The sequence below is a fragment of the Amycolatopsis sp. genome (genome assembly GCF_025464955.1).
In the GTDB taxonomy this organism is placed as follows: Bacteria; Actinomycetota; Actinomycetes; order Mycobacteriales; family Pseudonocardiaceae; genus Amycolatopsis.
The window spans coordinates 15,808-41,407 of sequence record NZ_JAODNM010000052.1 but is presented as its reverse complement, the minus strand read 5'-3'; the positions used below and the strand labels follow the sequence as shown (position 1 = coordinate 41,407).

Annotated in this window: 27 protein-coding genes; 17 read left to right on the top strand and 10 right to left on the bottom strand. The window is 66.0% G+C overall.

Annotated elements, in window-relative coordinates:
* Positions 1 to 71: 71 nt before the first annotated feature.
* The 3 genes from JWQ81_RS11190 (at position 72) to JWQ81_RS11180 (ending at position 4,556) form a co-directional block, all read left to right on the top strand.
* Positions 72 to 1,229 carry a 3-deoxy-7-phosphoheptulonate synthase gene (locus tag JWQ81_RS11190; RefSeq protein WP_297540365.1) on the top strand — a complete coding sequence of 386 codons (1,158 nt, stop codon included), beginning with the start codon at positions 72 to 74 and terminating at the stop codon, positions 1,227 to 1,229.
* A 38-nt stretch (positions 1,230 to 1,267) separates the two neighbouring features.
* Positions 1,268 to 3,085 (top strand): feruloyl-CoA synthase, encoded by a 1,818-nt coding sequence (locus JWQ81_RS11185; RefSeq protein WP_297540364.1) that lies wholly within the window; start codon positions 1,268 to 1,270, stop codon positions 3,083 to 3,085.
* A gap of 592 nt (positions 3,086 to 3,677) precedes the next feature.
* Entirely contained in the window at positions 3,678 to 4,556 is an 879-nt protein-coding gene (locus JWQ81_RS11180) for a hypothetical protein (RefSeq protein ID WP_297540362.1), read from the top strand.
* 88 nt (positions 4,557 to 4,644) lie between these two features.
* On the opposite strand, the gene JWQ81_RS11175 is transcribed toward JWQ81_RS11180, so the two are convergent.
* The 4 genes from JWQ81_RS11175 to JWQ81_RS11160 all read right to left on the bottom strand — a co-directional run bounded on the left by JWQ81_RS11175 (position 4,645) and on the right by JWQ81_RS11160 (position 8,219).
* On the bottom strand, positions 4,645 to 5,688 hold the full coding sequence (locus JWQ81_RS11175) for an alpha/beta hydrolase-fold protein (RefSeq protein WP_297540360.1): 1,044 nt from the start codon (positions 5,686 to 5,688) through the stop codon (positions 4,645 to 4,647).
* A 66-nt stretch (positions 5,689 to 5,754) separates the two neighbouring features.
* Positions 5,755 to 6,357 carry a class F sortase gene (locus tag JWQ81_RS11170; protein ID WP_297540433.1) on the bottom strand — a complete coding sequence of 201 codons (603 nt, stop codon included), beginning with the start codon at positions 6,355 to 6,357 and terminating at the stop codon, positions 5,755 to 5,757.
* A gap of 11 nt (positions 6,358 to 6,368) precedes the next feature.
* Entirely contained in the window at positions 6,369 to 7,139 is a 771-nt protein-coding gene (locus JWQ81_RS11165; protein ID WP_297540357.1) for a hypothetical protein, read from the bottom strand.
* Positions 7,140 to 7,466: 327 nt separating this feature from the next.
* A complete protein-coding gene (locus JWQ81_RS11160; RefSeq protein WP_297540344.1) occupies positions 7,467 to 8,219 on the bottom strand; it encodes a class I SAM-dependent methyltransferase in 753 nt (250 codons plus the stop codon).
* Between the two features lie 201 nt (positions 8,220 to 8,420).
* On the opposite strand from JWQ81_RS11160, the gene JWQ81_RS11155 reads away from it, so the two are divergent.
* Both JWQ81_RS11155 and JWQ81_RS11150 read left to right on the top strand, forming a co-directional pair.
* Positions 8,421 to 9,320, top strand: a complete 900-nt coding sequence (locus JWQ81_RS11155; protein ID WP_297540342.1) for an alpha/beta hydrolase — start codon at positions 8,421 to 8,423, stop codon at positions 9,318 to 9,320.
* A 152-nt stretch (positions 9,321 to 9,472) separates the two neighbouring features.
* Positions 9,473 to 10,204, top strand: coding sequence for a MerR family transcriptional regulator (locus JWQ81_RS11150; RefSeq protein ID WP_297540340.1), 732 nt, complete (start codon positions 9,473 to 9,475; stop codon positions 10,202 to 10,204).
* 120 nt (positions 10,205 to 10,324) lie between these two features.
* Here the strand turns inward: JWQ81_RS11150 and JWQ81_RS11145 are convergent, their stop codons facing one another.
* Both JWQ81_RS11145 and JWQ81_RS11140 read right to left on the bottom strand, forming a co-directional pair.
* On the bottom strand, positions 10,325 to 10,759 hold the full coding sequence (locus JWQ81_RS11145) for a nitroreductase family deazaflavin-dependent oxidoreductase (protein ID WP_297540338.1): 435 nt from the start codon (positions 10,757 to 10,759) through the stop codon (positions 10,325 to 10,327).
* 65 nt (positions 10,760 to 10,824) lie between these two features.
* Positions 10,825 to 11,619 (bottom strand): hypothetical protein, encoded by a 795-nt coding sequence (locus JWQ81_RS11140; protein ID WP_297540336.1) that lies wholly within the window; start codon positions 11,617 to 11,619, stop codon positions 10,825 to 10,827.
* A gap of 27 nt (positions 11,620 to 11,646) precedes the next feature.
* Between JWQ81_RS11140 and JWQ81_RS11135 the strand changes: the two genes are divergently transcribed.
* Positions 11,647 to 12,564 (top strand): alpha/beta hydrolase, encoded by a 918-nt coding sequence (locus JWQ81_RS11135; protein ID WP_297540334.1) that lies wholly within the window; start codon positions 11,647 to 11,649, stop codon positions 12,562 to 12,564.
* A gap of 6 nt (positions 12,565 to 12,570) precedes the next feature.
* On the opposite strand, the gene JWQ81_RS11130 is transcribed toward JWQ81_RS11135, so the two are convergent.
* Complete coding sequence (locus tag JWQ81_RS11130) at positions 12,571 to 13,125, bottom strand: Uma2 family endonuclease (protein ID WP_297540431.1); 555 nt, start codon at positions 13,123 to 13,125, stop codon at positions 12,571 to 12,573.
* Between the two features lie 489 nt (positions 13,126 to 13,614).
* On the opposite strand from JWQ81_RS11130, the gene JWQ81_RS11125 reads away from it, so the two are divergent.
* The 5 genes from JWQ81_RS11125 (at position 13,615) to JWQ81_RS11105 (ending at position 17,467) form a co-directional block, all read left to right on the top strand.
* Positions 13,615 to 15,276, top strand: coding sequence for a TIGR04141 family sporadically distributed protein (locus JWQ81_RS11125; protein WP_297540331.1), 1,662 nt, complete (start codon positions 13,615 to 13,617; stop codon positions 15,274 to 15,276).
* A 262-nt stretch (positions 15,277 to 15,538) separates the two neighbouring features.
* Positions 15,539 to 16,099 (top strand): DUF3291 domain-containing protein, encoded by a 561-nt coding sequence (locus tag JWQ81_RS11120; RefSeq protein WP_297540329.1) that lies wholly within the window; start codon positions 15,539 to 15,541, stop codon positions 16,097 to 16,099.
* Positions 16,100 to 16,123: 24 nt separating this feature from the next.
* Positions 16,124 to 16,738, top strand: coding sequence for a TetR/AcrR family transcriptional regulator (locus JWQ81_RS11115; RefSeq protein WP_297540327.1), 615 nt, complete (start codon positions 16,124 to 16,126; stop codon positions 16,736 to 16,738).
* Between the two features lie 46 nt (positions 16,739 to 16,784).
* Positions 16,785 to 17,270, top strand: coding sequence for a hypothetical protein (locus JWQ81_RS11110; protein ID WP_297540326.1), 486 nt, complete (start codon positions 16,785 to 16,787; stop codon positions 17,268 to 17,270).
* Positions 17,270 to 17,467 carry a hypothetical protein gene (locus JWQ81_RS11105; protein WP_297540325.1) on the top strand — a complete coding sequence of 66 codons (198 nt, stop codon included), beginning with the start codon at positions 17,270 to 17,272 and terminating at the stop codon, positions 17,465 to 17,467. The genes JWQ81_RS11110 and JWQ81_RS11105 overlap by 1 nt, the downstream gene beginning before the upstream one ends.
* Positions 17,468 to 17,752: 285 nt before the next feature.
* Here the strand turns inward: JWQ81_RS11105 and JWQ81_RS11100 are convergent, their stop codons facing one another.
* The gene (locus JWQ81_RS11100; RefSeq protein WP_297540323.1) at positions 17,753 to 18,385 is read right to left on the bottom strand and encodes a hypothetical protein; all 633 of its coding nucleotides are present in this window, start codon (positions 18,383 to 18,385) and stop codon (positions 17,753 to 17,755) included.
* A 308-nt stretch (positions 18,386 to 18,693) separates the two neighbouring features.
* Here JWQ81_RS11100 and JWQ81_RS11095 point away from each other — a divergent pair, with 308 nt between their 5' ends.
* The 3 genes from JWQ81_RS11095 (at position 18,694) to JWQ81_RS11085 (ending at position 21,249) form a co-directional block, all read left to right on the top strand.
* A complete protein-coding gene (locus JWQ81_RS11095; protein ID WP_297540321.1) occupies positions 18,694 to 19,638 on the top strand; it encodes a DUF1996 domain-containing protein in 945 nt (314 codons plus the stop codon).
* A 343-nt stretch (positions 19,639 to 19,981) separates the two neighbouring features.
* A complete protein-coding gene (locus JWQ81_RS11090) occupies positions 19,982 to 20,533 on the top strand; it encodes a sigma-70 family RNA polymerase sigma factor (protein ID WP_297540319.1) in 552 nt (183 codons plus the stop codon).
* Complete coding sequence (locus JWQ81_RS11085) at positions 20,530 to 21,249, top strand: anti-sigma factor (protein WP_297540317.1); 720 nt, start codon at positions 20,530 to 20,532, stop codon at positions 21,247 to 21,249. Before JWQ81_RS11090 ends, JWQ81_RS11085 begins: the two co-directional genes overlap by 4 nt.
* A gap of 490 nt (positions 21,250 to 21,739) precedes the next feature.
* Here JWQ81_RS11085 and JWQ81_RS11080 read toward each other — a convergent pair whose 3' ends face one another.
* Complete coding sequence (locus JWQ81_RS11080) at positions 21,740 to 22,738, bottom strand: CHRD domain-containing protein (protein WP_297540315.1); 999 nt, start codon at positions 22,736 to 22,738, stop codon at positions 21,740 to 21,742.
* 341 nt (positions 22,739 to 23,079) lie between these two features.
* Between JWQ81_RS11080 and JWQ81_RS11075 the strand changes: the two genes are divergently transcribed.
* Positions 23,080 to 23,421, top strand: a complete 342-nt coding sequence (locus tag JWQ81_RS11075; protein WP_297540313.1) for a hypothetical protein — start codon at positions 23,080 to 23,082, stop codon at positions 23,419 to 23,421.
* A 328-nt stretch (positions 23,422 to 23,749) separates the two neighbouring features.
* Here the strand turns inward: JWQ81_RS11075 and JWQ81_RS44865 are convergent, their stop codons facing one another.
* A complete protein-coding gene (locus JWQ81_RS44865) occupies positions 23,750 to 23,899 on the bottom strand; it encodes a zinc-binding dehydrogenase (protein ID WP_366942281.1) in 150 nt (49 codons plus the stop codon).
* Positions 23,900 to 24,537: 638 nt separating this feature from the next.
* Between JWQ81_RS44865 and JWQ81_RS11065 the strand changes: the two genes are divergently transcribed.
* A complete protein-coding gene (locus JWQ81_RS11065; RefSeq protein WP_297540309.1) occupies positions 24,538 to 24,984 on the top strand; it encodes a hypothetical protein in 447 nt (148 codons plus the stop codon).
* Between the two features lie 72 nt (positions 24,985 to 25,056).
* A complete protein-coding gene (locus tag JWQ81_RS11060; RefSeq protein WP_297540307.1) occupies positions 25,057 to 25,521 on the top strand; it encodes a hypothetical protein in 465 nt (154 codons plus the stop codon).
* Positions 25,522 to 25,600: the final 79 nt, after the last annotated feature.

Sequence of the window (25,600 nt, the reverse complement as noted above, 5' to 3'; positions counted from 1 at the left end):
TGAGCTGAACGTTCTTTGAGCTGAACCACATGTTCACCGAATGGGAAACCAATTCTCTCGGAGGTAGACCAATGCCTAACGTCTATGCGAGCGTTGCGCTTCGCGCCGCCCAGCAACCCCCTTGGACCTCGCTGGAGGAACTCTACGATGTCTGCGACAATCTCCGTTCCCGTCCGCCACTGGTGGATTCCACCGACTGCCATGCCCTGCGCGCCGATCTGGCGGACGTGGCCGCGGGAGAAGCCTTCGTCGTCCAGGGCGGTGACTGCGCGGAACGGTTCGCCGACTCGGCGGCCCACCGTGTCGAGGCCAAAGCCGCGCACCTGACTTCGCTGGGCGACCGTGTCACGGCGTCGACCGGGCTCCGCACAGTCCACATCGGACGCTTGGCCGGGCAGTACAGCAAGCCGCGGTCATCGGAGATCGAGACGGTGGCGGACGGCCGACGCCTTGCGGTGTACCGCGGTGACGCCGTCAACGAGCCGGAGCAGACCGTCTTCGGCCGGCGGTCCGACCCGCGCCGGCTGCTGCTCGCCTACGACCACGCCGCGACCGCGCTGTCCGCGTTGCGGCCCCGCTCCACCTACACCAGCCACGAAGCATTGCTACTCGACTTCGAAGAGGCGCTGGTTCGCCCGGATGACGCCTATGCGAGCGAATACGCGTCGTCGGCGCATCTACTGTGGATCGGCGAACGCACCCGCCAGCTGGACGGCGCGCACCTGGCGTTCGCCGAGCGGATCAGCAACCCGGTCGGCGTCAAGATCGGGCCGAAGACCACCCCGGCGGACATCGCCACGATCACCCGGCGCCTCGCCGGAGACCACGCCCCCGGACGGCTCACGCTGATCTCCCGGATGGGTGCCGACGCCGTCGCCGACCGGCTGCCGGCGCTGCTCGAAGCGGCCGGTTCCTACGCCGACCGCATCGTGTGGCTGTGCGATCCCATGCACGGCAACACCTGTCTCACCGCGTCCGGGGAAAAGACCCGCGTGGTCACCGAAATCGTGCGCGAAGTGGCCGGGTTCTTCGTCGCGCTGCGCGCGGCCGGGGTGCGTCCCGGCGGGCTCCACCTCGAGCTCACCCCGGACGCGGTCACCGAATGTGTCGACCGCCCCGAGGACCTGGTGCGGACGCGGCCCCTGCCCAGGTACGAGTCGGCCTGCGACCCGCGGCTCAACCCCGAGCAGGCCGATTTCTTGCTCACGCAGGCGCTTTCACTACTCTGAGAATGCTTCCCGGTCCCCGACGCACTGTGAAGGTGATCATGTCCACGCTCTTCGCCACGCCGAACATAGTTCGCCGGGACCACGCGGACGGCTCCGTGTCACTCGAGTCGGCCGAGTCGCTGGAGCCCTACGCCGTCAGCGTCGGCCAGCTGCTCCGGGAGTGGGCCCGAACCGATCCAGGCCACCCGCTGATCGCCGAACGCGGCGATGAAGGTGCGTGGCGGCAACGAACCTACGGCGAAGTGCTGGCGGCGGCCGGCGCGATCGGGCAGGCCCTGCTCGATCGGGGGCTGTCCGCGACGCGGCCGCTGATGATCCTGTCGGGCAACTCCATCGGTCACCTGCTGATGACCCTCGGGGCGTTGACTGTCGGTGTCCCCGTGGTGCCGATCAGCGTGGCCTACTCGCTGCAGAGCACCGACCACGCCAGGGTCAAGATGATCGACCAGCTCGTGCGGCCGGGCGCGGTTTACGTCGAGGACGCCGTCACGTTCGGCGCGGCTCTGGCGGCCCTCGGCAACGGAGCGTTGGTGATCGCGGCGTCGGGCGGCCCCGACGAGCATTCCCTGGAAACCCTGCTGGCGACGAGCCCGAGTGAAGAGGTCGAAACCGCGCTGGCGTCGATCACGCCCGACACCGTCGCCAAGATTCTGTTCACCTCGGGCTCGACCGGCGCTCCCAAAGGCGTCATCACCACGCACGGAATGCTGTGCTCGAACCAGCAGATGATGCGGCAGGCGTGGCCTTTCCTCCGCGGCGAACGGCCGGTACTCCTCGACTGGCTACCGTGGAGCCATACTTTCGGCGGCAACCACAACGTGTTTCTGGTGCTGGCCAACGGCGGCACGTTGTACATCGACGACGGCAGGCCGACGCCGAGCCTGTTCGCCAAAACCCTCGCCAACTACCGCGACGTCTCGCCGACGCTGTCGGTCAACGTGCCGGCCGGCTACGCGCAGCTGGTCCCGGCGCTGGAACGCGACCACGGCTTGGCCGAACAGTTCTTCTCACGACTTCGGCTGGTGTTCAACGCCGCGGCGGCGCTGTCCCCCAGCCTGCGCGAACGGCTCGAAACCCTGGGCCGGACGGTGACCGGCCGGGACATCCCGGTGACCGGGTCCTGGGGAGCCACCGAGACGGCGCCTGCGGCCACCACCGCGCATTTCGCCTTCACCGACGCCCGGTGCATCGGCGTGCCGCTGCCGGGTGTGCGACTCAAACTGGTGCCAGCCAACGAAGACACGTACGAGATCCGCATCCGCGGTCCGCTCGTGACGCCCGGCTACCACCGGCGGGTGGACCTCACCGAGGCGGCCTTCGACGACGAGGGCTACTACTGCCCCGGGGACGCCGTCAGTTTCGCCGACCCTGGCGACCCGGCCGCCGGGCTGCTGTTCCGCGGTCGGATCGCTGAGGACTTCAAGCTGTCCACCGGCACGTTCGTGCAGGTCGGCGCGGTGCGGACAGCGCTGCTCTCGGCCGCGCCGGTGCTCGCCGACGCCGTCATCGCCGGGGAGAACCGGGACATGGTGTGCGCGCTGGCCTGGCTCAACGCCGCGGAGGTCGATCGGCTACTGGGCGACCAACCGGGTTCCGGCTGCGAGGTCAGGTACTCGGAGGCGTTGGCTGTGCACCTCGCGCCGATCCTCACCGCGCTCAACGCCGGCGTCGGCTCGTCCGGGCGAATCGAGCGGCTGCTGGTCATGTCCCGGCCTGCCGACCTCGACGCCGGCGAGATCACCGACAAGGGCTACGTGAACCAGCGCCGAGTCCTCGCCGCGAGGGAAACCCTCGTCACCCACCTCTACGCCGACCCGCCCCCGCGCTACGTCATCCTCCCCGCCCCACCCACCTGACGGCACTTTTCCACAAGAGTGCCCTCTCTCGCGCGCAAGACAGGGCACTTTTGGACAAGAGTGCCCTCGTTGAACGCTCAAGCAGGGCACAAAAGTGGCTCTTGTGTCGTATGTGTGGGTGCTGGTTGCTGTGGACTGGCTGCGTTTTACCGCAGCAAGGGCCGGGTCGTGTCGGTGTCCGGAGCTGACTGTGGAACTCGCCCTCGCTGAACGTGGGACTCGCACAGCACATCGGCGAGTCCCACACTCCGGCCCGGCGAGTCCCACGTTCAAACCGACGAGTCCCACAGTCACCACCAGCCGCCCACACCCGCTGACCTCAAGAACCTCACCAGCCACTGAGGCGTCGCGGACCCACACATAGGTCACAAAAGTACAAAGTGCCCTGGCGCCGTGACCCTACGGACGTCTTGACTCGGCCTAAAACGGACGTCGAGCGAGCCGGAAAAGTAGCCATTCGTACGCACTTTCCGAGTGGACGACTTTAGTGGGTAGTGCGTGATCGGGCGCGGCCTCACTGTGGTCCATACCAACAGTGAAAGCCTCGCCGGGGCGAATGAATTCGCTTCCCGGTTTATTCCTGGAGCGCGTCATGGCCTTCGGTAGCTCGTTGACGGTATTGGCCGGTGCCGCCGCGGCGGCGTTGTCCCTCATCGCCGCACCCGCGGTGGCACACGCGACACCCCATTCCGCCGAGGTACACAACGTGAGCCGCGGTGCTGTCGTCCGGGCAAAGACCGCCGACCAGGTGACGCCCTTCCTCGCCGCGCACGAGGGCTTGACCGGTCACCAGGCTACGGCGCGGGCGGCGGCGCAGCAGATCCATCCGACGGCAGGCACGGCGTTCAAAGACGCCGGCACCAACCGGGGCGCGTTCGCCAACCAGAGCGTCACGACGAGTTTGCACCCGACGAACAGCGGCACCGTGATCTACACGCCGACGATGTACCCGGCGGGCGGTTCGTGCATCGAGGTCACCACGGTGTACGCCGCCTCCGAACAGGCCGTCGAAGCTTGGGACTGGTGCAACAACATCGACTTCGAGGCCTCGGTCCCGATCGACTCCAACTTCCTTAGCCGCTATACCAACGGTTCCAGCGCCTACGCCGTCCAGATCTCGCAGACGAACACGAGCCAGAACACGTGGACAGCGTCGCTGTACAACTACCAGACCAAAACCTACGACACCCTGTACACGTCGTCGGGCAGCACTCAAGCCGGCACTGTCGGCTGGGACATCAACGAGCTTTACTCCGATGTGGACGGAAACGGGCGGAGCTACGCCTGCGCGGACATGTCCGGCAAGACGTTCTCCTCGAGCGGTATCCAGGTCAACCTGAACGGCTCCTGGCAAGCGGCCTCGACAAGCAACTCCGACGCGCGCTTCGACCGCCCGGCCTCGGAGTTCGACTGCGCCGACCGGAGCTACCAGATGATCGAGAAATACGACCACTGGCAGGTCGTCGGCTGAGCTGGCGACCAGGTCTCGTGAGTGTTCCGTCCCGCCCGGGTGCGGGTGTCCCGCAGGGCACAGTTAGCGGCCGGAACACTCACGAGTCCTACCGCGCGAGTCGCTGGGCCAGCCAAGCCAGTGAGAGCGGATAGCGGTAGTCGATCCCGAAGTGGCCGGCGTCGAACAGCTCGAACTGCAGCCGCTCGTCCGGCAGGCCGGCCTTCACGATCTCGGCGCGGAACGCTTCGGCGCCGAGGTCGAGGAACGCCTCGTCGTGGGTGCCGGCGTCGATCCACACCGCCCGCAGGGAGCGCACCGCGTCCGCGTGGCGCTCCACCATCCGTACTGGGTCCCAGTCCAGCCAACGCTGCCACTGTTCGGGTCGCAACACGCCGGACACCGGGTCGAACGGCAGTTCCGGAGTGCCGTCCTCACGCGCGGAGAAGCACGCCGACACCCCGAGCAGCATCATCAGCATCTCGTCACCGGGCTTGGTGAACGCGGTGCGCGAGCGGAAGTCGTCCCACCACCGCGTGATGTCGTGGTCGTATCCCCGCAGCGTCCGGACAGCATTGCCGAACTCGGGGACATAGCACAGTTCGTAAAGGCTGTCCCCGGCGTGGGTGGCGAGCGCGCCGAACAGGTCCGGCCGCAGCATCGGCGTGATCATCGCACCGAACCCGCCCGAGGACTTGCCGGCGATCGCCCGCGACTCCCGGTCGGCGATCGTGCGGTAGTGCCCGTCCACCCAGGGCACGATCTCCTCGCACAGGTACGAGTGGTACTTGCCGGTGCCCGGCGAGTCCACGAACTGCGACCCGCCATACCCCGTCCACGCGTCGACGTAGACCACGACGCAGCCCGGGGTGCTGCCGTCGGCGAAGACGGCATCGGCCGTCTCGATGAACGGCTGGCGGAACGGCGTCCGGTTGGCCCACATCGAGAGGTGTCCCGTGTACCCCTGGATCATGTAGACGACCGGGTACCGGACCGTCGGGCTGTCGTCGTAACCCGGCGGGACGTACACCCACAGCGGCCTCTCGTGCGGATCGCCCAGCGGGTTGTCCCGGAGCAGCACGGAGTTCACGGTGTGCCGGTCCAGCCGGCCGGCGAGTTCGACGTCCCAGGGCAGCATGTGATCAGTAAGCACGGGCTGCGGGTATTCAGTCAACCTCGGCGACTGAAGGGGCACGCTTTCGTGTACTCGACTGAACAATCAACTTACGAGGTTGGCGTAGACGACGATGTTGTCGACGTAGCTGTGCTCGGCATGGTCGAACACTCCGCCGCAGGTGATCAGCCGCAGCTCCGGCTTGCTGCTGTTGCCGTAGACGGCGTCCTGCGGGAACTGGTCCTTGGGCACCTTGACGAGGTGGTCGACGGAGAACTTCAGCTTCTTGCCGTCACTGCGGTCGATGTCGACCTCGTCGCCCGGCACGAGATCCTTCAGCTTGGAGAAGATGCCCGGCTTCTTGTTCCCGTCGACGTGGCCGAGCACGACCGCCGGCCCGACCTCGCCCGGGACCGGGGAAAGCCGGTACCAGGCCGCCTGCATCGGGGTGTCGACCGACGGGACCGAGATCTTCCCGTCGACGGTGACCGCGACGGCGAGCAGGCTGGACTCGGCACCGATCTTCGGGATCGATACCGACGTCGGCCGGAGGCCTTTGAACGGCTTGGTGATCGGAACGCTGGTGCTCGCCGACGCCGGCGCAGCGGCGGCGGGAGACGTCGGCGCGGCCGAAGAACCGCAGCCGGCGACCGCCAGCGAGATGGCCAGGACCGCGGCGATCCCGCCGCCGACCCGCCGCATCGTCATCGTCATAGCCCTCAAGCCCCGGCCATGCCGCCGAAGCCGGTTTCGATCCCGCCCTGGGGCGCGTACCTGACCTGCGCCTTGGGCCTGGTGAGGCCCGGAGCGGCGGAGGTGCTCGACACGACCGTGGAACTCGGCGCGGCCGTGCCGCTGCTCGACGTGGTCGGGGTGGTCGGGGTGGTGGTGGGCGGCGCCTGCTGGAACTCGACCGAGCCCTGACCAGGCTGGCCGGCGCAGGTCCAGCTGAAGGTGCTCGTGGTGCCCTGGAACTCGCCGGCGACCCGCACGTCGTAGTTCCAGTAGCGGCCGTCCGCCTCGTCCTGGTCCGGACCGGCTGTCACGGTCAGGTTCGCCGTCGAGACGTTGCCCGGCGCACCTTCCGCGCAGGCGATCACGAGGACGCCTTCACCGGTCAAGCCGATGAAGCCGTGGCCGACGTTGTCGGTGTACTTCTTCGGCGGCACGGTCGACGTCGACGTGTCGGACGGTTCGGTGGCCTTCGCCGTCTGGTCGGCGGCCTTGGCCCGCCCGTTGATCGCGGCAGGCGCCGACGGCGGGGCGTCGGACGTTGTCACGACGTCCGATGAAGTCCCAGTGATCCCAGCCGTGGAGCTGGTCGGCGTCTCGCTCGGGGTCGGTGTGCCGGACGTCGTCACCGAGGTGTCCGAGGTGGTGGTGGTCGTGGAGCTGGGCTCGTCCTGCGCCAGCGCGGCCGGAGTGACGGCAAAGGTGATCGCGACCCCCGCGAGCACGGCACCCGCGAGACGACCCAAAGGCTTGTTCACAACGGCTCCCCAATACGGCAATGCACAACAAAAACCCGCGAACAAGTGATGGCGACGATCATGCCCGGCTCTGAGCCGAAAAGATAACCCGGAATACGTGCGAAATCAACCGCCAAAAATCGGTAACGCGACAGGCCATGCAATCGATGTATATGAGCCGCGGGCCCCAGATCCCCTTGTCCTGTAACGAATCGTAACACGGCCGCCCGCGGTGGCGCCCATTCGGAAATTATCCGCCCATTCCCGGCCGCATCGGGTTTACGGGCCGCCAGCAGCAACGGCGGCCGACGACGGCGAACAGTTCTCGACCGGAGATCGGGCCCGCGGTCACGGCCCGGTGACCACCAGCCGATAGCCCAGATCCAGCCTGTCCAGCCCCAGCAGCCGACGGTTTCTCCGCAGCCAGCTTCCGTCGGCGAGATCGGCGGACAACCGGGCGATACCGGCGCGATGGTCGATCAACGCGAGCCCGGACATGGCCGCCCGCGCCACCGGATCGAGGTACAGCTCGGGCCGCCGCCAGTAAGCGCCGAGGAAGCCGTCGCTGCAATCGTGTGGAACAGGCACCGGGTATTCCTCGACACGATCGCCGCCAATGGCCAGCGCTGCGCGGACCTCGGCCAGGCAGAACAACGTCCGCTCGTGCTCGGCGACCTCGGGGAAGTAGTCGGCGACCAGCCAGAACTTCGCCGTGATCGCGGGATCCCAGGTGAGCACGACCTGCCGCCGGGACACCCGCCGAAGCTCGGCGAACCCGGCCGCCGGATCGGCCCAGTGATGCGCGGTGAGCACGGCCATGCCGACGTCGAACCGCTGGTCGGCGAACGGCAAGTGCTCGGCGTAGCCCTCGATGACCGGCGCGGCTCCCGCCGGACGCTGACCGATCATCCGCCGCGACGGCTCGACGGCAACGACTTCGCGATCGGTGGGTTCGTACGCCCCGGCGCCCGCACCGACATTGACCACACTCCGGGCATCGGCCAGCGCGCCGGTGATGGCGGCGAGAACCCGCAGGTCAGGCTGCCGACGCGAGGCGTAGCCCCGGCCGAGCACGGCGTACGGGTCATTCACCGCGGTCATCGCCCCGCCCGGAGGTTGGAGAGGTCGATCACAAGTTCAGCGATACGTGTGGCAAACACTCGCAACACCCCTCAAACCTCGCCGCGCCCAGCAGGACGCGCCCATCTGCCGTGGCCCGAACACCTCGGGACGGTCGACGACGGGTACCCCTTGACGGAAAGGCTTGACCTTGACCCTACGTCAGGGTTGGAGCCTTGCCGCATGACGAAGAAGATCACGTCCACAGATCGGCTCACTCCGCCGATCGGGGGATTCCAAGAGATCGACGGCCGCCGACTTTTTGTGCATCGGTCGGGCAGCGGCGGACCGGCTGTCGTCTTCCTGCCGGGTGCCGGCGCGGTCGGCCTGGACTATTTCGGTGTCCAGCAAGGGGTTTCGCAGTTCACCACCGCCGTGGTGTACGACCGCGGCGGCACGGGCTACAGCGATCCCCTCACGCTGCCGCGCACCGCCGCCGCAGTCGCCACGGAGCTGCGCAACCTGCTGCACGCCCAGGACATCGACGCTCCGTACGTCCTGGCAGCGCACTCCCTCGGCGGTGCCTATGCGCATCGGTTCACTCAGCTCTACCCGCAGGATGTGGCCGGGCTGGTCTGGCTGGACGCCTTCCACCGTGACTGGGACGATTTCATGCCGCCCTCGGCGAGTTTGGCCGCGACCGAGCGGAGGGCACCCGATCTGGAACAGCTCGAACAAATGCGCCCAGCCCTGCGCGAAATGAGGACCGAGTTGCTCGCGAACTATCCGGAGTACATGCGGCAACCGCTGATCGAGGCAAAGATGAGTGACGAATGGTTTCACGTCGGCATCGCCGAGCGCAGCAAATTAGCCGAACTCGCCACCGAACTGCGAGCCGGGCCGAACGTCCCCGACGTCCCGGTAGTCGCTCTCACCGTGGTAGGCGCCGACCCCACGCAGGAGGCGCGGACCTCGCAAGAGCTACATGACGGCAAGACGAGATTGGATGCGGCCCTGGTGAGCGCGGTCTCGCGCGGGGAACAACGTTTCCTCTCCGACACCCACCACCACCGGCTCTGTTTCGACCGCCCCGACGCCGTGGTCCAGGCCATCCGCGACGTCGTCGACCGAGCTCGCCCATAGCGTCGCGAGGACCGTTCCGTCGCAACTCGACGGCGAGTTGCGATGGGCAACAACCCACGGATGAGAGCGAAGAGGCGCACGGGACTCGCCACCAGCACGCGAGTCCGACACTAGGCTCGGCATGGCCAGGCTCGATGAGCGAAAGGTGAACGGTGCTGACGATCAGCCAGCTAGCGGCGACCGCCGGGGTGACTGTGCGCACCGTTCGCCACTACCACCACGTCGGCCTGTTGCCCGAGCCCGAGCGCGATGCCTCCGGCTACCGCCGGTACAGCGCGCAAACGGCCGTGGATCTCATCCAGATCAGGACCCTTGCCGATGCCGGTGTTCCGCTGTCCCGTATCGACGCGCTGCTGCACGCACAGCCGACCGAATTCGCTTCGGCCATCACCGACATCGACGCAGAATTGCGGCGGAAGATCGACGAGCTCAGCGAATACCGCCGCCGGATCGCCGAACTGGCAAGCGGCGAAAGGCTTATCTTGCCTCCCGAGGTGGTCGCCATCCTGAACCGGATGCGCAGACTCGGGGTCAGCGAACTGAGGGTACGACTCGAGCGCGACTCGTGGATCCTGATGCAGGCACTGGACCCCGGCATCATGCCGCAGCGGATCCGGGACAAGAACGCCGACTTCGACGACCCCGAGACGACACGCCTGATTCTCGCCTGTGATCAGGCAGTCGACTGGGATCCGCAGGATCCGCGCCTGGACCGGCTCATCGACGACTTGGACGCCTGGGAAATCAACCATGAACACGACAGCAGCCGGCCGGGAAGCCTGGGGCTGGTCTTCTCCCGGATCGTCGACGCAGCACCGGCGTGGCGACGGATCCTCGAGGCGCTGGCCGACCGTGCCTTACGGCGCCGAGTGACACTGCCTTAGTACTTAACGACCCCACAAAAGCGCAAAAGTGCGAAGCCGGCGACCGCAACTCGACGGCGAGTTGCGGTCGTTGCAGAAGTCAACGACCGCAAGTCGACGGCGAGTTGCGAAAAAACGAGATCAGGACTTGGGGTCGAGGACGAAAACGGGGATCTGCCGGTCCGTCTTCTTCTGGTACTCGGCGTACGACGGGTACGCCTTGACTGAGCGCTCCCACCACTCCGCACGCTCGTCGCCCTCGACCTCACGGGCGACATAGTCCTTCGTGACAGTGCCGTCCTGGAGCGGGAACTCCGGGTACGCCTTGATGTTGTAGTACCAAACGGGGTGCTCAGGGGCACCGCCCTTCGAGGCGACCACGGCGTAGCTGCCGTCGTTCTCGACGCGCATCACCGGCGTGTACCGGAGCTTGCCCGACTTCGCGCCCCGCAAAGTCAGGAGCACGATCGGCGACCCGTACACCTCGATGCCCTCCGTCGTGCCGGTCTCGAGGATCGTCTTCGTCTGGTCTTGGACCCAGCCCTCCGGGCTGAACTCCACAGTTTCATCGGCCATAACGGTAGCCAACCACGAACACACAGCGACTATTCCTGATGTCGGTGTGATTTCGATCTTCCGGCTCAGAGGTTGCCGGCATGCTCGTACAGGGCCCGCACGGCGTCAGTGAAGGCCGCCCCGCTGAGGTTCGCCGTGGTGCCGTCCTCATTGACCGCGCCCTTGCTGGTGGCGGAGAAGATGGTCCCCGTGCCTGTCGCGGGGTTGAAGTCCCGCAACCACGGCCCGCCGCTCGAACCGCCTGCCATGTCGCACTTCGTATCCCAGGACGAGTAGACGGAGGTGTCCTGAAAGGTGGCAGGAAGGACACACGGCACCTTGTCGAACGAGATGTGCTGGGTTCCCGCCACGTCGGAGACGTGGCGGCCCGCGACCGGGTCCAACGCGATCACCGCGTCGTCATCCCCCGAACTAAAGGGGCCGTTGTAGGTGTCGGACCAGGCGAACGCCCTCGCCGGAAACAGCCCATAGGGCAGCTTGCCGTTCTCGTAGCCGGGGGCGAACACGACCTTGGCCACCTTGATCGGGTTGTCCTGCCGGTCGAGGCCGCCGTCGACGCAGTGACCGGCGGTGAACGCCACGTCCTTGCTGGAACTGGGCACCACGGTCGCCGTGCACGACTCGTCGCCACCGGGCTCCATGGTGAGGAAAAGCCGTCCGACGCCCGCGGGCACCGGGCCGTCCCGCACCTTGGCGACGGTCTCGGCCGGCGACAGCCGGTCGTTCGCGCTCAGCGCCTGTATCCGCTCCGGCGTCCAATGGGCTATGGCGGCGACTCGGTCCGCCGCGCTGACCCGGCGGGGTTGTTCGCGAGTAGGGCGAGCCCTACCTCGGACTGACCGGGCAGCAGGATCGATCATCCGCCGACGCAACCCTAGATTTTCCGCATGACCGACAACACAAGAAGTCCTGGGCGCACTCGACGCACCGCAGTCGCCTTGGCCACCGGAATGCTTCTCCTGGGTGCCCTCACCGCCTGCGGGACTTCCGGTGCCTCCGGAGCCACACCCGCCCCAGCCGCAGCGACTTCTCCCCCGACGGCCGCGGATCCGACCCTCCGGATGGTCAAGAACGGCGGGCACACACTGGCCTTCCACCTCACCCCCGGCCACGGTCCCACCATCGTGCTGGATGCCGGAGGCGGCGCGGACTCGTCCTATTGGAAGGACATTGTCCCCACCCTGCTCAAGAACACCGGATCGACGATCGTCACCTACGATCGCGCCGGAATGGGTGCCAGTGACGAAGTGCCCGGACCGTGGAAGGTCGACGACGCGGTGTCGGACTTGGAAGCCGGGTTGACCCAATTGGGAGCCACTCACAACGTGCTGCTGGTATCGCATTCCCTCGCCGGCGAGATCGCCACCTATTTCGCCGACAGGAATCCGCAGTGGGTCACCGGTTCCGTCCTCGTCGACGCCAGCCTCCCGAACTTCTACACCGACGGCGAAATCACGAGGATCGAAGCCGCGAACAAGGAGCAGGTGGCCGAACTGCGGAAGCAGCCGTCCACGAAACAGACTCGTCAACTGCTCGCTGTCGCCGCCGGCTACACAGCGATGCACCGCGCCTACCACCAGATCTCCTGGCCGGACGACGTGCCGGCGACCGTCATCGTGTCGGCGAAAACTCCGTTCGACACTCCCGATGACGCGCAGCTGTGGCGGGATGCCCAGGCCCAGTTCGCCGGTGCCGCGCCGAACCGGACTCTCGTCGTCGCCGCCAACAGCTCGCATGACATCCCCTTGGATCGCCCGGACGTCGTGGTCAACGCGATCGACGAGATGGCGAAGAAGCTCGGCTGAACCGCCTCAGTAGTGCGAGATCAAAGCCTCGGCACTCAACGTCAGCGCGAACGGCTCGTCGAGTACGACCAGCTCGTCATCACGTCCTGAGGCAACAAGTTCGTAGGCCTCGCCGACGAGCCGGAAACACTTGACGCTCGGCACTCGCGGATCGATGACCCAGTAGAAAGGACAGCCGGCCGCGGCGAGCCGAGCGGGCTTCAGGTGCAGGTCGATATGCTGGCTCGACGGCGAAACCACTTCGATGGCGAGTACCGGGACCCCGACGAGTGCCCGCTCTGTGAAGGTGTCCCGACGGCCGACCACGACGTCCGGAATCATCACGGTGTGCTCGTCGAGCACGACATCGACCGGCGCGGGAAGGACCTCGCAGTCGGCAGGGCAGACCGGCGTGAGCGCGGCCAGGAGGCGCGCGACCACCCGCTGATGCAGTGGGCGCGGTGACGGGCTCACTAGGAGTGTCCCGTCCACCAGTTCATATCGACGGTGTACATCGGTGATCGACTCCAGGTCCCAACGGGTGAGGCGGTCTCCGTGTGCGAACGTCGGGACTGCCTCCATGGTGCTCCCAGCATCGGCGGGACAGGAATCAACCAGGCCAGGGTAGTCCCGCACGCGCTGCAGCGCGACCCTGCCGAATGCGAGCGTCATCCCCGACCAGAGTATTCCTCGGCGGCCGCTGCTGGGACGGCAGTTACCAAGAGTTCGGAGATAACCGCACGCGCTCACGATCAGACCAGAAAACCGCGGCAATTCGACCATTGGAGTGGCGTTGGACAATTCTTGTACCGGTTGTCAGCCGTAATCCGCCGCGACACCACCTGATCACCTGCCGGACTCCTGATCAGGCCGGATACCCGATAGCGGGGTCGACGACACCGTAGTACGGTACCGAATAGCGCGAGTCTCGGGAAGCTCGTTAACGTGCTTGCGCATCACTTGACGGCATTGTTCAACGGAGCTTCACAGGCGCGAAAACAATCCGTGGCCTACTCGTCATGACCAAGGCGAACAATGAAGCTTTCCGCCGTTTCCCAGGCTGGTGATCGCATGGCCGCAGCATCCGTTCCAAGCAAGCCGGTGTCCCTGTTCCGCCTAGCCGGGCGCGCCGCCGCTGAAGACCTGCTAGTACCGCTGAACGCCGGGCAGGTCACGGTGGACACCGAAGTCGAACTGGCCGGGACGCGGGCACGGCTCGTCGCGGGCCGCTTCCGCAATGAAGTTCCCTTGTGGGTCGCCCACGCCTCGTCACTCACGGGCACCGAGCTGGCCTTGTCCTCGGAGCTCCCGTTCGCGGTACTGCTGGTGCCGCGGCCGCCGTGGACCTACGCGGTCAGTTGGGGCGCCGGACATCTCGTGCTGAACGACGACCACGTCGAGCAGGGATTCGGTCTGCTGTTCGGAATCCGGCGTCTCGACCCGCTCGAACTCGGGCTGATCGCCAGCGCGGCGCTGGACGCCTCGGCACGCGCGACACAGACGTCGATCCCCGGTGGCGGCGACCTTTCGGCGTTCCGGCTCGAGCCCTACGGCGACCTCGTCAACCGGCTGGCCGGCACCGCCGACCTGACCGACCTCACCTATGGCCGGGTGACCGGGCGGCGGCATCGGATCCGGGCCGGGAACTCGGTGTGGCTGCCGCTGGCGGACGAGCCGCAGGCCTTCCTCGCCGACCTCGACGCCATCGGTGCGGTGGTCGACGAGTCGGACTCCGCATCGGCGTTGCGCTTCATCGCCCAGACACGGCCGTTGGACAACCGCGACCGCCTGGTACCCGAACTCGAGCGACGGCTGGCAGACACCCTCGGCGGCGCCGAGCACGGCCCGCTCGGCCTGGCTTGGCCGGGCACCGCCGTCCACGATGCCGAACACGCCGGATCGTTCCGGATCAGCGGGCTGGGGCCGGGAGGCCCGTTCGTCGCGGAATCCCGGCTGGAACTCGAACATCTGACGCACCGGCTGGCCACCATCGACGTCGACAAGCGCCTGAAGGCACTGCGATCCGGGCGAGTCACGGCATGCGCCGACGACGCTGGGGAGGAGGAACTCGGCGCGCAGATCACCGCCGCCCGGTGGATCGTGTTCGAAACCACGATCGACCATGCGCGGTACGTGTTCCATCAGGGCCGCTGGTACCGGATCGGCGAGACCTACGTCCGGCAGATGCGCGAGCAGGTCACCGCACTGCTGGCGCGGCGGTTCACCTGGCCCGCCGAGACGTGGACACCCACCGGCACCCCCGACGACGAAAACCGTTACTGCAAGCAGGTTGCGGCGAAGCACGACTACCTCTGTCTCGACCGGAACTTCGCCACTACGCCCATGCACCCCCGGTTCGAACTCTGCGACCTTCTCGGGCCGGACAACGAACTCATTCACGTCAAATGGCTCGGCCGGGCTACAGCGGCGAGTCACCTGTACACCCAAGCCCTCGTCTCCGCCGACGCCTTGGCGTACGAACCCGAGGCCCTGCAGCAGCTGGCACAAAAAGCGGCACCGGATCGGAAGATCACCTCGACCCCGCGCACGGTGGTTCTCGCGGCCGCGGGCCGGGCATGGAACGTCGACGAGTTGTTCACCCTGTCGCAAGTAGCCCTGCTGAGGCTGGACCGTGCCGTCCGGGCCCTGCAGGCGACGCTGCAGTTCGCCGACATCCCGTTCCAGCCGAAAACTCGCCATCCCCGCCTGCCGTCGCAACGTTCACGGACGTAGACATCGCCGGGCTGGACAGCGGCCGCACGACTGGGCAGTACCTAACGCTTGAGGACCTGAACCGCCAACTGGCCGGCCACAACGGTTCCGGCATCAACCACACAGCACCGGCCGCCTGGCGGATTCGGTATACACAGCCACGCTGTGGGAGGTACAGTGCCATCTGATGGCAGTCACCATCAGATCATCAGGCACCACGACCAGCGGCACACTCCTCGGCCGGCTCAGCACCCTTCCGAGGAAACGAGTCACGGAGAAACGCATGCCTCGCCTCGCTCTGTACACCTTCGGTGTCTTGAAAATGCCCTTGGCCGATCCCGGGCTTCCCACGCAGGAATTCCATCAAAGCGTCACAGCCATCTACGACAGGATCGACCAGTGCCCCGGGTATGTCGCCCACGCCGCACCGGTAGACCTCAGCAAAGGTGCACACTTCGACTGCGACTGGGCAGGCTGGGGCGAGTTCGTCGCCCCAGCCTGGTACCAAAGTGGTCGCACTGCCGAAACCACGGCTCTCGCGGCGACCCTCTCCCTCTGGACGGACCTGCAATCCGCCTACGACTTCGTTTACACCGGTCTCCATCGCGCGGCATTGAACAGGCGTTATGACTGGTTCGAGAAGACCGGTCGCCCTGGTCTCGTGTTCTGGTGGGTCGCCGACGGCACGGTCCCGACCTGGCAGGACGCGGTTCCGAAACTGGAATACCTCCAGGACCACGAGCCCGCGCCGCAGGCATTCACCTTCCGCCACCCGTTCAACCAGGACGGAACGCCGGCCACGCTTGGCACCATCGGCGGACCGGACTCCCTGGCTGCGCACTGAGGTGGTGCCATACCGTAGCTATCAATGAGAACCTATGGCGGCAAAACCTCCGAGGAACGCCGGGCCGACCGGCGTGCGCGGCTGATCGAGGCTGCCCTGGAACTGTTCGGTGCCCAAGGGTTCGCCGCGACGTCCGCTCGCGCGGTCCTGCGTCAGGCCGGTCTGATCGATCGGTATTTCACGGAAAGTTTCGCCGGGATGGAAGAACTCCTGGCGGAAGTGCATGACGAGATCCACAACGCGACGTTCTCCGCCGTGGCCGCGGCAGTCGACCGGACGGCCGAGCCTGCCGAACAGATGCGCCAGATGGTCGACACGATCGCACGGGAGCTGGAACGTGATCCGCGTGCCGGGCGCGTCAAGCTCATCGAGGTTGTCGGTGCCGGACCGCTTGTCGAGACGCACCGACGGCGGGCCCTTCACCAGTACACCGACGCCACGGCGGCACTGCTACCGCCGTTGCCTCCCGACGCGTCCCTGAATCGCGAGGCACTGGCCGCGGCGGTCGTCGCCGGCATCAATGGCCTGCTCGAGGAGTGGCTGACCAAGTCATTCGACGTCAGCCGCGAGCAACTCGTCAGCCACGCGGTCCTGCTGTTCCGCGGCGTAGAGCAAGCAATGCGCGAGCACACCGGATAAAAGTCGGGGACTCGACCACCGCAACTCGCCGTCGACTTGCGGTCTCTTGGAAACTGAGAGATCCCACCAAAGCGGCTCGGCCACCGACCAGTTCCGGGCCGACATGGAGGGCGTCACCGCCCAGATCGACGCACTGTCCGACTACGTCGACTTCGCCGGCAAGCAGATGGGGATCGCGGGTGCCCTGATCGGCACCGTCCGCGACATCGTCCGCGACATCATCGCCATGACCTTGGCCGGCATCATCAAGGCCGCGATCGTCGCGGTAGCACTGGCGCCCGTCACCTTCGGCGGCTCGATCATCGCGGCGGACACCTCCACCATAGTCGAGGTCGGCGTGGCGATCGGCAAGATCGCCACAAAGATCGCCGACGTCGCCAAGAAGCTCGTCGAGATGCTCAAAATTCTGGCCAAGACGCGCGGAAAAGCCGACGAGGTCGTCAAACTGACGCTCAATGGCAACCTCGACAAAATCAAGGTGCCCAAACCCAAACCGTATACCGGCAGATGCCCGATGCGACCCCGGAACTGATGAAGAAATTCGACTATTGGTTCAGCATGCCGATGCCCGAGTTGGTCAAGACGTTCGGCAAAAATGCCGAAGTGCTCGAGAAGGCCGTCAAGCTCATGAGCGACCCGACTTACGGCGCACCGGGCATGGCCGGAAAAATCATCATCGACATGATGAAGTCCATCCCGCCGGCAGCGACAGAGACCCCACCGCAATAACCACGGCCTACTGGCGCCACGTACCGGTTTCGGTACGGGGCGTCGGTGATTCAGCAGGCTACCGTTGGAGGTCAGCCGATCTCAGCGTTTGGAGATTCAACCGGTGATCTTGAACGTGGTCGATGAGTCGTTCTGAATCGCGACCTGGCCCGGGAACAGGTTCTGAATCTTGTTCCCCGTGAAATGGCGCAACGATGGCGCCCTGGACATACCTCGGCGTTCCAGTCCGACGCCGCTCTCGCAGAGAGTCGTCGTCGGACTGGAATGCGGTTGGAAGGGCGAGCGTCAGGCGACTGCCCCAATGCGGATGGACTTTGTGTTACCGAATCCGAGAGTACCGAGGTTTGCTACATCGGCCTTGATCACGATGGATTTTCCGGTCGCGTTCTGTCCCGTGAACAGCGTCAGCGTCCCCGACACGAACTGGATGGAGCCGGTTTCCGGGATTCCGACGTTGATGACGTCGCCGACGTTGCCACCGATGCCCTGCGAACCGTCCGGCTCCGAGAAGTTGATGCCAGAGTCGAGGATCGCGCTCGCGCCGACAGCCGACACCTTGGGGGCGTTGTCACCGACGAAGATGGATCGCGTCTGTCCGAAGCCGATCACCGGCAGGTCGGCGACATCACTGCTGATGACCGTCGCCTGACCGGTGTTGCAGTTGGCTCCGGTCCACAGGGTCATGGTGCCGGAAACGAACTCGAACGACCCGGTCTTACTCAGGCTTACCGCGATGCACTGCCCAGCGTCGCCGTTGATACCTTGCGAACCGTCGGGCTCGGAGAAATTGACACCCGAATCGAGGATGCCACTCGCGCCGACGGGCGACGTCGCCGCGACGGCAGCGCCGGCGCCGCCCAGCACTCCACCGGCGATGGCGCTGAGAGCAGCGAGGGAAAGCAAAGTCTTACGCAGCATGGGAAGGCTCCTAGTACGTGGTATTCCGAAGCCTCGGTGGCTTCGGACGCTGCAAACACGGGCGCCTCCGCAAAACGGTTCAGCGAGCAGGTGAGATGAACATCACACAACATAGGGTGGCTCCGGGCAGGATTCTTGAGTAAAAGTGTCATCCGCCTTGAATTCGTGCGGCAATGGGTGTCAAGCTTCCCGTGGCTCGTCTGGTGGCTGCCACTCAAAGTCGAACCGGCAGAATGACAAGGATTTTTTGAATGCCTTTCGTTATCTCATTGCCCAGTTTGCCCGGACGAGGCGGGCGAGGCTCAGTCGTGCTGGCGGTCGTCATCGCCGTGTTGGTGTGCGTGTCGGTGCTGACCTTCGTGGTCAACCGGGTGGCCAGTGGCAACCAAGCGGACGGCTCGGGGCCAAGCAATAGGGATTACGTGGACATCACGACGGTGGCGCTCTCGCACTCAGCGGCGACGAGAACAGCGGGCGCGTCGACCGGCAGCTACACCGAGCACTGCGGTGGTCCCGGCACGATCCATCGCAACGCGGACAACGTGATCTTCACTCCTCGGATCTCCGACGGTGCCATGCATGTGCACGACTACGTGGGCAACCTTTCCACGAACGCGTTCTCCACCGACGACAGTCTCGCTGCTGCTGGTACCACCTGTGCCAATGGTGACCGGTCCACGTTTTACTGGCCGGTGCTGCGAATACTGGACGGGCAAGGCCAGGACATGGTGTTCGGCAACATGGGCCGCATTCTGGAGCCGGCAAAGGTCGATATTCGGTTCGTCGGCAGCCCGGTCACGCACGTCGTGGAAATGCCGGAGTTTCTGCGGGCCACCGTGGGTGATGCCAAGGAGTTGACCGAGCCGCGGGCACCGTCCCTGCCGCGATGGACCTGCACCGGCTACACCGACCGAATCACCGATCTCTATCCGGTATGCCCTCAAGGCAGCCAGGTAGTGCGGATATTCGAGTTTCCGAACTGCTGGAACGGGACGTCGCTGTCCAGCGCCGATCACTACACCCATGTCGTGCCGGCCACCGTCGGCGGGGTCTGTCAGCAGGGCACGTTCCCTATCGCGCAACTGCGCATCACGCTGACTTACGACGTGCCGTTCGGCGCCCGGTACGCGAACGACACCTTCCCGGATCAGTTGCGCAGCCCGTTGGTCGACCACGCCGACTACATCGACGTGATGACCGACGAAGAGCAGGCGCAGATCGTCGCGTGCGTCAACAGCGGTCGTAACTGCTGATTCGCTCTGGAGTTGCCGGATACCGCTGACTGCCGACGCTCATTGTTGTACACGCAATCCCATTGCCAATCGCAGCAACGGCTCATCCCCGATCGCTTCCGGTGCCCCCGCAGACCTCCCCGGCTGACGTTGACTTCGGGCACCGGACGTGTGTCGGCTAGCATTTTGCGTGTCTGGACGGTACGGCCTGCTTTCGGCCGTCGCGAACGATCGCATCAACAATACAATCTGCAGGCCCGGCACTCGGATGTGAACCGAACCCAGCGACCAGCCGTGTAGCGGGTGATTCCGAAATGCTGCGCCGACTGTAAGGAGCCATGGTGGCGGAAGACGGAGAACCGTGATGGCATCGCTGTTGACCCGCCGACGACAGGCGGACGCCGACGAGGCGCTCATCCGCGGAGTATACGAAGAGCACGGCCGGGCGCTGCTCACCTATGCGACCAGGCTGACCAATGATCGTGCCGCTGCCGAGGATGTGGTGCAGGAGACTCTGCTCCGAGCCTGGAAGCATCCAGAGGTGTTGGTCAATGGCAAGGGCTCGACGAGGGGCTGGTTGTTGACTGTCGCGCGCAACATCGTCATCGACAAGGCGAGGGCGCGCGGGGCTCGACCAGCTGAAGTTGCCGAGCAACCGGGCCGCCCGCCGATCGAACGTGATCACTCCGACCGGGTCGTCAACACGACCGTGGTCTTGGGAGCGATGGACAAACTATCCGGCTCACACCGAGAAGTCCTGGTGGAGCTGTACTTCCGAGGGGCTACGGTGACCGAGGCAGCGATGAAACTGGGCATACCGGCGGGCACAGTCAAATCGCGATCACACCATGCGATCAAAGGGCTGCGAGAACTGCTCAGCCCTGGGCAGGCCGTTCTGGAAGGGGTGGCCGAATGAATGCGCTGGATCCACATCAGACCGAGGCTCTTGGCGCCTACGCACTCGGCGCACTCGATGAGCAGGAGACTGCCGACGTACGCGAGCACTTGGGGCAGTGCGCCCAGTGCAGCAGCGAACTGGAGGCGGTGAACGCTATGCGGGAAACCATCGGCGAGATTCCGCCCGAGGCATTCCTGGATGGGCCCCCGGACGGTGGTGACCTGTTGTTACAGCGCACCCTGCGCGGGGCGCGGGAAGAAAGGCGCTCAGCCGGCCGCGGCCGTCGGGCGATCGGCACCGCGGCCGCGGCCGTCGCCGTGGTACTCGCCATCGGTGGCGGGGTGTTGCTGGGCGAGAACGACAGTGCCGGCCAGAACACGGCAGCACCTCAGCCGGCCCCGACCGCGCCAACGGGCGGACCCACATTCGTGCCGGGCACAAAGACCATCTCAGGCATTTCGGACGGAGTACGGCTGACCGCGACGCTCACTCCGGCCGCGGGCTGGGTTCGGGTGAACGCGTCCGTAGCGGGTATTCCCGCCGGCCAGCGCTGCCAGCTCATCGTGGTGTCCCGGTCCGGTCAGCAGGTCGTGGCCGGCAGTTGGCTGGTATCGCCCAATCTCGCCACCAACGGGGTGAACCTCGATGGGTCGGCGCTGATCGACCCTGACCAGGTCGGCTCCATCCAGGTACAGACCGACACCGGCCACACATTCGTCACCGCGGATGCGTGAGGCGAGCCGCGCGTCCACCTCGCGCGGCTCGCCTCAGCCATGTTCACTACCCGGCGCACGCAGCGCCACGGCGATCCAGGCCGGCAAGCCGGCCTGGATCGCCTTCTCCGTTAACGACCAACGACCGCCGCGGTCGCCACGTCAGGTCGGCCGCGGTGGTGTTTGTGCGACGCCGGTGACCACACCACACCGGTCAGATCCGCACTGTTGAGCAATCCCGGGACCTGGGTGATCTCGTTAGTGGCTCTTGTGTCGTATCCGTGGGTCCCCGGCGGCCGCAGGGGACCCACGGATCCAACCGAAGAATGTCGTTAGTGTCGTGGGCGATGTACATGCTGGAGCCGATCGACAACCGTCAGCTCGCCGAGTTCTCGTTGTCGCTCACCATGGGCCCGGTCGAAGCAGAGCTGTCCGGCCGTCAGCACCGTGACGACCGGACAGCTCTGGCGATCTTGAGAGGATATTGGCGTTGTGGTGGTTCTTCGACGGGTCAGAAGAGCTGGCCGCGGACCGCGCCGCCGGGGAACTCGGTGGTGTGCAGGTTGGTGTAGAACCCGAGCGGGTTGCGGCGGATCTGGGTGACCAGTGCCGGGTCGACGTGCTGTGCGGCTCCGGAGATCGCGAAGATGTTCGCCGGGATCGGCGTGGCGAACAGAGGGACCTTGACCGCGCCGTTCTGGCCGAAGCGTCCTTCGTGGATGTGCCCGAGAGTGGGCGGGGCGATGTTGACCCAGGCGAATGAGTAGCCGACCGTGCTGCCGTGGGGGTTGACGAACGCGGCAGCAGCGCCGTCAGGATCGCCGACCTTGGGACCGTTCGCGACGGGAACCTCCTGGCCGCCGCTGTCGAGCGACCGCAGACCGGAGCCGTGGATGAACGACAGCACGTTGCCGCGCTTGTGCGAGGGCTTGAGCTGGCCGCGGACCGCGCCGCCGGGGAACTCCTTGGTGTGCAGGTTGACGTAGAACCCGGCCGGGTCGGTACGCAGCGTCGTCGCGAGCGCCGGATCGCTCACCGTGACCTGGCCGGCGGCCGCGCTGACGGTGTCGGGCATCGCGGTACCGAACAGGGGCACCTTGACCGGGCCGTTCACTCCAGGCGCGCCCTGGTGGATGTGACCGAGCGTCGGCGCGGAGATGCCCTGCCAGGTAAAGGCGAACGTGACGCGGTCGCCCTTGACCTCGACCAGCGCATCCGCCTTGCCGTTCGGTGCGCCCACAGCGGGGCCGCCGGCTACCGGGACCTCCTGCGCACCGGAGAGTTCGGCGGTGAGGAAGACCGCCGGGCCTTTCGCCGGGGTCGACGGCGCCGCGGCGCCGGTCATCGGCATACCCGCCATCGAGCCGTGGTCCATCCCGGGCATCGGGTCGGCGGTCATCGGCGAGGCCAAGGCGGGAGCCGCGACCCCGGCGGCGAAGATGCTCGCAGCGCCGAGCGCCACTGCCACCGCAAACCGTCGACCATCCACAATAGACTTCAAGATAGACATGAGAATTCCCCTTCGTGGCTTGGATATCTGACTTCGCCAGGTACCCGCCTGGCTTGCCGGGTCGGCCGCATTCGAAGCTGCCGCCTTCCGACACCAACGACACGGCTCGCGCTCTGGGACGGTTCACCCCGTTCGGCCATGTGACGCAGGCCACTTCCATGAACCGGTTCACGGAGGCGGCCGTGTCACCGCTAGCACTGACGGAAAACCGACAAAGCGAGGTTCTCATGCGTATTCGACACACACTGTTTGCGTTGCCACTGCTGGGACTTGTGCTCGCCGCGTGCGGCGCTACCGCAGGGCAGGCCACGACGAACGGGGCCACGACGACCGTTCCGACGGTGAAGGTAAGCCAGACGGCCGTGGGTCAGGTACTCGCCGACCAGACCGGGCGAACGCTTTACGCGTTCACCAAGGACAAGGACAAGCCGGCCGCGTGCGACGCGGACTGTGTCGCGGTGTGGCCGGTCATGGCAGGGAAGGCCGCCGCCGGCGACGGCGTGACCGCGTCCCTGCTCGGTGAGGCCAAGGAAAGCGACAGCCTCACCCAGGTGACCTACAAAGGTTGGCCGCTGTACTACTACGTCGGCGATAGCGTGCCCGGCGACGTCAACGGCACAGGCATCGACACCGCCTGGTTCCCCCTCAGCCCGGACGGCTCCCTGCTCAAAACGCAGCCCTGACCATGCCACGTCGATCCGGGGTGCGGATCACCGCGCTGTTGGGGGGCTCGCCCCCCACCATGACAACAGACGACCCGGCTCGGGATGGTTCCTCGCAGCTCTGTCACGAGTGGAACACCGTGACGCGCGCGGCGGAGTTCGAGGGGCAACCGGCGCGGCGGGCGTTGACCTACGACGAGTTGCACGGGCTGTTCGACGCCGCTGATGATCGGGTGGGCGCAGATTCGGGGGCGGGGCAAGAAAGGATCGTTGCCAGCGTCGCGGGAGCCGCCCTGATGAAGACGATCTACGCGTTCGGGCTGCGCCGTTGTCCAGCAACAGGCCGCCGTCATGGTGTCACCGCGCCGACTGTCAGCACGGCCTTGCCGCGGACCTTCCGCCCGGCCAGAGCCTCGAACGCCGCGGGTGTCTCGGTCCAATCGCTCGCCCAGCCGATCTTCGGACGCAGCCTGCCCTCCGCGACCAAATCCGTGAGCATTTCAGGGCAAGACTTACATCACACCCCATGAAAAGCCCGGGCTGGTCCCTGCGATGAATCCAAGCTGAAGGCGATGCCGCCCAACCCTCTCGGGCTCGCCAGAGACCACAATGGATAGTCAGGAGACGGAAGAACCAACTCAGGAATCACCAAGGCCCAGGTCACCTTCTCAGGTGACCTGGGCCTTTGCCTGCGCCATCGGGGACTCGAACCCCGAACCCTTGAACCAGTGCCACGCCGTGGTGCGCGACAACTCGAATGGCGATTCGTCGCACCCCACCAGCCTGACCGCCGAGACCTACTCGGGAGGAGCCGGCTTGTCCAGTGCGCAAATTTCCCACGAACCTTGCCGCTTTCCGGGTCATCATCACCGTGAATACCACGGTCCCGCAGCAGTGCCGTACCGGTCCCGATCCGAACGCCAGGCGAACGTCAAGCTGCCGTCATAGACGATTCCGACCCGGGGCGGAGAGGATGTTGTGCAACGGCAGGGAGAACAGGGACCCCTCGCCGCTTGCCGGCAGAAGTCTGCTGTGCATCGGCAAAAAGCCGGCCGTGGCACACCTCCCGAAAACCACCCCGGAGTGCCCCACCGGCAGCCGGGAACACCGTCCAACCCCCAGAAAGAAGGTAGCCACATGTCCAAAATCGCCAAGATGGCTCAGATCGCCACCGTCGCGGCCCTCGCCCTGCCCGTCCTCGTAGGCGTCGCCGGAACCGCACAGGCCTCCACCCCGGCCGGCTGCTCCAGCGTCACCCAGATCGGCAGCACCGCGTACCTCACCGTCGGCGGCCAGACCATGGCCTCGGTGAAGCAGTACAAGGGCTGCAGCAAGAACTACTCGTACCTGTACGTCTGGGACGGCTACCGCTCCACCCACAGCAGCTGGCAGGCGTGCACGTCCGTCGTCACCAATGGCGGACACACCCTCGAGGATGAGAACTGTGGCGGCAGCAAAACCGTCGAGATTTGGTCTTTCGGCGCCTCCACCCTGTCGCAGTGCACCCAGGCCCTGGGATGGCACGGCACCGGTGACTGGCCCGACCCCGGGGACCCCATCGCCTTGACCGACCTCCGCTGCTGACCTGGCCTGGGCAGCCGCCACGTCCGAACAGAACACGCCGACACCTGTCCCACCCGCCACCAGAAGGAAGCCATGCAGCGTTCGATTCCGTCCGTCGCCGCCACATTGACCGCGCTCGCCCTCGCCGTGACCCCGATGATCGTGGCGGCCGCACCGGCCTCCGCGTCCACGATCAAGTCCTGCTCCGACGCGTACCAGGTGGGCAGCACCAAGGTGCTGAACGACGAGCACCAGCAACCGGCCATGTCCGTCAAGCAGTACTGGTCGCCGAGCTGTCACGAGAACTTCGCGTACGCCTTCGTGTGGCAGTCCTTCCGCACCAGCCACCCTGGAACGTGGAGCATGACGATCGGCGAGATCTGGGTTCAGTCCTCCGGCGTGGAGACGAACCCCGTCGCCAATAGCGCCGTCGACACCCGGCAGGCGGAGATCTGGTCGCCCGGCTTCGCCGGCAGTGGCAGGTGCACGTACGCCGAGGGCGCCCTGCTCTACGGCTCTTACGAGACCGACGGCAAAACCGACAAGCGCTGTGGCTGACCCGCTGACCCCTGGCCAGATCTTCGACCGAACGGAAAGAAACACCGCATGAAGACCATGATGAGGACCCGGGGCGCCT

Coding starts and splice junctions, on each gene's coding strand:
- JWQ81_RS11190 (WP_297540365.1), top strand. CDS start 72: ATGCCTAACGTCTATGCGAGCGTTGCGCTTCGCGCCGCCCAGCAACCC.
- JWQ81_RS11185 (WP_297540364.1), top strand. CDS start 1,268: ATGTCCACGCTCTTCGCCACGCCGAACATAGTTCGCCGGGACCACGCG.
- JWQ81_RS11180 (WP_297540362.1), top strand. CDS start 3,678: ATGGCCTTCGGTAGCTCGTTGACGGTATTGGCCGGTGCCGCCGCGGCG.
- JWQ81_RS11170 (WP_297540433.1), bottom strand. CDS start 6,357: ATGACGATGCGGCGGGTCGGCGGCGGGATCGCCGCGGTCCTGGCCATC.
- JWQ81_RS11160 (WP_297540344.1), bottom strand. CDS start 8,219: ATGACCGCGGTGAATGACCCGTACGCCGTGCTCGGCCGGGGCTACGCC.
- JWQ81_RS11155 (WP_297540342.1), top strand. CDS start 8,421: ATGACGAAGAAGATCACGTCCACAGATCGGCTCACTCCGCCGATCGGG.
- JWQ81_RS11145 (WP_297540338.1), bottom strand. CDS start 10,759: ATGGCCGATGAAACTGTGGAGTTCAGCCCGGAGGGCTGGGTCCAAGAC.
- JWQ81_RS11140 (WP_297540336.1), bottom strand. CDS start 11,619: ATGATCGATCCTGCTGCCCGGTCAGTCCGAGGTAGGGCTCGCCCTACT.
- JWQ81_RS11135 (WP_297540334.1), top strand. CDS start 11,647: ATGACCGACAACACAAGAAGTCCTGGGCGCACTCGACGCACCGCAGTC.
- JWQ81_RS11130 (WP_297540431.1), bottom strand. CDS start 13,125: ATGGAGGCAGTCCCGACGTTCGCACACGGAGACCGCCTCACCCGTTGG.
- JWQ81_RS11125 (WP_297540331.1), top strand. CDS start 13,615: ATGGCCGCAGCATCCGTTCCAAGCAAGCCGGTGTCCCTGTTCCGCCTA.
- JWQ81_RS11120 (WP_297540329.1), top strand. CDS start 15,539: ATGCCTCGCCTCGCTCTGTACACCTTCGGTGTCTTGAAAATGCCCTTG.
- JWQ81_RS11115 (WP_297540327.1), top strand. CDS start 16,124: ATGAGAACCTATGGCGGCAAAACCTCCGAGGAACGCCGGGCCGACCGG.
- JWQ81_RS11105 (WP_297540325.1), top strand. CDS start 17,270: ATGAAGAAATTCGACTATTGGTTCAGCATGCCGATGCCCGAGTTGGTC.
- JWQ81_RS11100 (WP_297540323.1), bottom strand. CDS start 18,385: ATGCTGCGTAAGACTTTGCTTTCCCTCGCTGCTCTCAGCGCCATCGCC.
- JWQ81_RS11090 (WP_297540319.1), top strand. CDS start 19,982: ATGGCATCGCTGTTGACCCGCCGACGACAGGCGGACGCCGACGAGGCG.
- JWQ81_RS11085 (WP_297540317.1), top strand. CDS start 20,530: ATGAATGCGCTGGATCCACATCAGACCGAGGCTCTTGGCGCCTACGCA.
- JWQ81_RS11080 (WP_297540315.1), bottom strand. CDS start 22,738: ATGTCTATCTTGAAGTCTATTGTGGATGGTCGACGGTTTGCGGTGGCA.
- JWQ81_RS44865 (WP_366942281.1), bottom strand. CDS start 23,899: ATGCTCACGGATTTGGTCGCGGAGGGCAGGCTGCGTCCGAAGATCGGC.
- JWQ81_RS11065 (WP_297540309.1), top strand. CDS start 24,538: ATGTCCAAAATCGCCAAGATGGCTCAGATCGCCACCGTCGCGGCCCTC.
- JWQ81_RS11060 (WP_297540307.1), top strand. CDS start 25,057: ATGCAGCGTTCGATTCCGTCCGTCGCCGCCACATTGACCGCGCTCGCC.